Source organism: uncultured Cetobacterium sp., from assembly GCF_947039425.1.
GTDB lineage: Bacteria > Fusobacteriota > Fusobacteriia > Fusobacteriales > Fusobacteriaceae > Cetobacterium_A.
Window position 1 is genome coordinate 1 of sequence record NZ_CAMQYW010000185.1, and the last position, 4,010, is coordinate 4,010.

Below are 4,010 nucleotides of genomic sequence, written 5' to 3' on the forward strand. Positions count from 1 at the left end.
ATGCAAGATAGGGGGAAACGTGAAAATAAAACTTTTAGAAAATATGCTAAACGAATTATCTAACGGAATTATAGTATTAAATTTAAAAAGAGAGGTAATATTTGTAAATAAGATTACAAAGGAATATTTTACTGGAAATTTAGGGGAAATTTTAGGTAATTATTTAAAGTGTGAATATACAGTAAAGGAAAAGACAGATTGTCAAAAGTCTACTAATTGTAAAAAATGTTTATTAAATAAATCTTTAGAAATTGCAATGAAGACTAAAAACATACAAATATTAACTGATGTAAAATTTAGTTTTGGAGAAAAAGAGAAATTTTTATCGTGTAAAATTAATTATTTAAAAGATGAAGAGATATTTATTGTAGAATTAATAAATTTATCTAAAACAGATGAAGAAATAACATTTTTATCAAAGGCATTTGATAAATCGAGAGATATTATTTTTTTTAAAAATGGAAGTTTGCAATATGAATATATAAATCAGTATGGAGTAGATCTTTTTAAAATGGAAAAAAGTGATATTTTAGGAAGAAAAGATAGTGATTTAATGCCTAAAGAAAACTCTGAAAAATGTTTAGGTGGAGATTTAGAAACTTTAAAAGATGGAAAATCATATAATATAGAATCAATTTGTGGAAGACTTTTTAAGATAGAAAAAGAGTTTTTAAATGGTGGAATACTAGGAGTAGCAAGAGATATTACTGATGAAATAGAGGCAACTCAAAGTGCTGAAATGGATACATTAACAGGATTATATAATAGACGGAAATTTATGAAAGTGATAGATAAAATATATAATGAAAAAATATATAGAAAAGAGTTTTATTTAGCACTTTTAGATTTAGATGATTTAAGAGAATTAAATAATAAGTATGGGCATTTAAAAGGTGATGAATACCTTGCTAATGTGGGAGGAATTTTAAATGATTATCCAGAGGGAATGTTTTTTAGACTAGGTGGAGATGAGTTTGTAGGGCTCATTCCTAGAGATAAAAAAAATGTAGAATTTATGTTTAAAAGCATTTTTAATAGAATAAATTCTAAAAAATATACTCCAAAACTGTCTCTTAGTGTTGGAATAAAGAAGCTAGATTTAGATGAAAGTTATTTAGAAAATTTTTCAAAGGTAGATAAACTTTTATATGAGGTAAAAAGAAATGGAAAAAATAGTTTTATTTTAGAATAAAAATAGTTTAAGGAGGTTTAAATGAAATATTTATTTTTAAATTATCCAAAATGTTCAACATGTATAAAAGCAAGAAAATGGCTAGAGGCAAATGGAATAGATTTTGAATCTAGACATATTGTTGAAAATAATCCAACAAAAGAGGAACTGAGAGAGTACATAAAAAAAAGCGGAATGCCTATAAAAAAATTCTTTAATACAAGCGGAATTTTATATAGAGAAATGAATTTAAAAGAGAAAGTTGCAGAAGGAAATACTGAAGAGTTGCTGGACATTTTAGCATCAAATGGAATGATAGTAAAAAGACCACTATTAATAGGTGAAAGTACTGTATTAATAGGCTTTAAAGAGGCTGAATGGGAGAAAATAAAATAGTAAAAAAAGAAAAAAATAATATTGACAGAGAATAAAAATTGTGGTACTATATTTATGTAACAACGACACGAAAGGTCGTCAATGTTGCTCCGTTCGTTCAACGGTTAGGACAATAGATTTTCACTCTATAAACAGGGGTTCGATTCCCCTACGGAGTACCACTTGGAAGCATAGCTCAGTTGGGAGAGCACCTGCCTTACAAGCAGGGGGTCACTGGTTCAAGTCCAGTTGTTTCCACCATATAAGAATTTTAAAGCACATGAAAATGTGCTTTTTTTTATTTTTTGAAAAAATTAAAATGATGTTAAAAAATGGGATTTATAAAAAAAATTAAAATTTTTTAAAGAATTTAATATTAAAATTAAGAGCAAAAGTACTTAAAAAATACTACCATCAATTAGAATGACTTTTCCTTATAGTAACTATTGATAAAATAAATACAGACATTATAAAAATATATTTTTATATTTAGTGAAAATAAAATATATTGTACAGAAATATAAAAAAGGGGGAGAGGAAATGAAAAAATATTTAAGTTATTTACTTATGTTGTTACTATCTGTAATTACATTTGGAAAAAGTGATTATCATGTTGGAATAATTACAGGAACAGTATCTCAATCAGAGGATGGACTTCGTGGGGCAGAGGAAGTTATAAAAAAATATGGTTCAGCTGATAAAGGGGGAGAGATTGTTCATATAACTTTCCCAGATAATTTTATGCAAGAGATGGAAACAACAATATCTCAAATGGTAAGTTTAGCTGATGATCCTAAGATGAAGGCGATAGTTATAGCTGAAGCTATTCCAGGAACAGTTGAAGCCTTTAGAAGAATAAGAGAAAAGAGATGATATTTATTTAATTGCCAATTCTCCACATGAGGATCCAGAGATGATCTCTGAAGTGGCTGATTTAGTAACAAACCCAGATAGTATAGCAAGAGGTTATTTAATAGTTAAGGCTGCAAAAGATATGGGAGCTAAAAAATTTATGCACATATCTTTTCCAAGACATCTAAGCTATGAGCTTTTATCTAAGAGAAAAAATATAATGGCTGAAGCCTCAAAAGATTTAGGAATGGAGTTTATTGATATGACTGCACCTGATCCAGTAAGTGATGTTGGGGTAGCAGGAGCTCAACAATATATTTTAGAGCAAATGCCAAGTTGGCTTAAGAAATATGGAAAAGAGACAGCTTTCTTTGCAACAAATGATGCACATACTGAACCGCTATTAAAGAGGGTTTCTGAACTTGGAGGTTATTTTGTAGAAGCTGATTTGCCAAGTCCAACTATGGGTTACCCTGGAGCTCTTGGAATTCAATTTGATGAGTCTGAAAAAGGAAATTGGCCTAAGATTCTTGAAAAGGTGGAGAAAAGTGTAGTTGCTAAAAATGCAGGTGGAAGAATGGGAACTTGGTCTTACTCATATAATTTTGCAATAACATCTGCTTTAGTGGATCATGCAAAAGGGGCTGTGGAAGAAAAAGTTGAAATAGATGATTTTGACAGTTTAATAGAGACTCTTTCTAAAAATACTCCAGGTTCAAAATGGAATGGAAGTAATTATACAGATGTAAGAGGAATAGAAAAAGAGCATTTCTATTTACTGTATCAAGATACATATGTATTTGGAAAGGGATACTTAAAAATGACAGAGCAAGAAGTTCCAGAAAAGTATTTCACTATAAAATAGATGGAAATATGGACCACTAGCAACAAAATGCTAGTGGTCCATTTTATAAAAGGGGTGGGAATATGGGAAATATATTACTAAAAATGATAGGAGTATCAAAAAGTTTTGGAGAGAATACAGTTTTAAAGGACATTAACTTAACTATAAAAAAAGGAGAAATAATAGGATTAGTTGGAGAAAATGGAGCTGGTAAATCAACTCTTATGAAGATAATTTTTGGAATGTCTGTTATAAATGAAACAGGTGGATATAGTGGAGAGATGATATTCAATAATGAAAGGGTTAATTTTAAGTCTTCATTTGATGCTTTAAATGCGGGGATAGGAATGGTTCATCAGGAGTTTTCACTTATCCCAGGATTTAAAGCTTCAGAAAATATTGTTTTAAATAGAGAGAGTTTAAATAGATCTTTTTTACAAGATATTTTTGGAGAGAGAATTAATTCATTAAATAAAGAAAAGATGGATGAGAGAGCAAAAAGAGCAATAGGTCATTTGGAAGTCCAGTTAGATATTAATACAAAGGTGTCTCATATGTCAGTTGCTCAAATGCAGTTTACAGAAATTGCAAGGGAGATTGAAAGAGAGGAGACAAAACTTTTAGTATTGGATGAACCAACAGCAGTTCTAACAGAAACAGAAGCTGAAATTCTTTTAAAGACTATGAGAAGATTATCAGAAAAGGGAATAGCTATAATCTTTATAACTCATAGATTAGAAGAGATTATGAATGTATCTGATAGAGTTG

Annotated in this window: 3 protein-coding genes, 2 tRNA genes and 1 pseudogene; all 6 read left to right on the top strand. The window is 29.4% G+C overall.

Annotated elements, in window-relative coordinates:
* Positions 1-19 precede the first annotated feature (19 nt).
* Complete coding sequence (locus tag Q0V09_RS08730) at positions 20-1,192, top strand: diguanylate cyclase (RefSeq protein WP_297488611.1); 1,173 nt, start codon at positions 20-22, stop codon at positions 1,190-1,192.
* Between the two features lie 21 nt (positions 1,193-1,213).
* Positions 1,214-1,567 (top strand): arsenate reductase family protein, encoded by a 354-nt coding sequence (locus Q0V09_RS08735; RefSeq protein WP_297406413.1) that lies wholly within the window; start codon positions 1,214-1,216, stop codon positions 1,565-1,567.
* A gap of 86 nt (positions 1,568-1,653) precedes the next feature.
* Positions 1,654-1,728 (top strand) — tRNA-Glu (locus Q0V09_RS08740).
* Between the two features lie 3 nt (positions 1,729-1,731).
* A tRNA-Val gene (locus Q0V09_RS08745) sits at positions 1,732-1,807 on the top strand.
* 279 nt (positions 1,808-2,086) lie between these two features.
* Positions 2,087-3,263, top strand: a pseudogene (locus Q0V09_RS08750) (DUF3798 domain-containing protein).
* Positions 3,264-3,325: 62 nt separating this feature from the next.
* Positions 3,326-4,010: ATP-binding cassette domain-containing protein (locus Q0V09_RS08755; protein WP_297488615.1), on the top strand; the 685-nt coding region annotated here is incomplete at its 3' end.

Coding starts and splice junctions, on each gene's coding strand:
- Q0V09_RS08735 (WP_297406413.1), top strand. CDS start 1,214: ATGAAATATTTATTTTTAAATTATCCAAAATGTTCAACATGTATAAAA.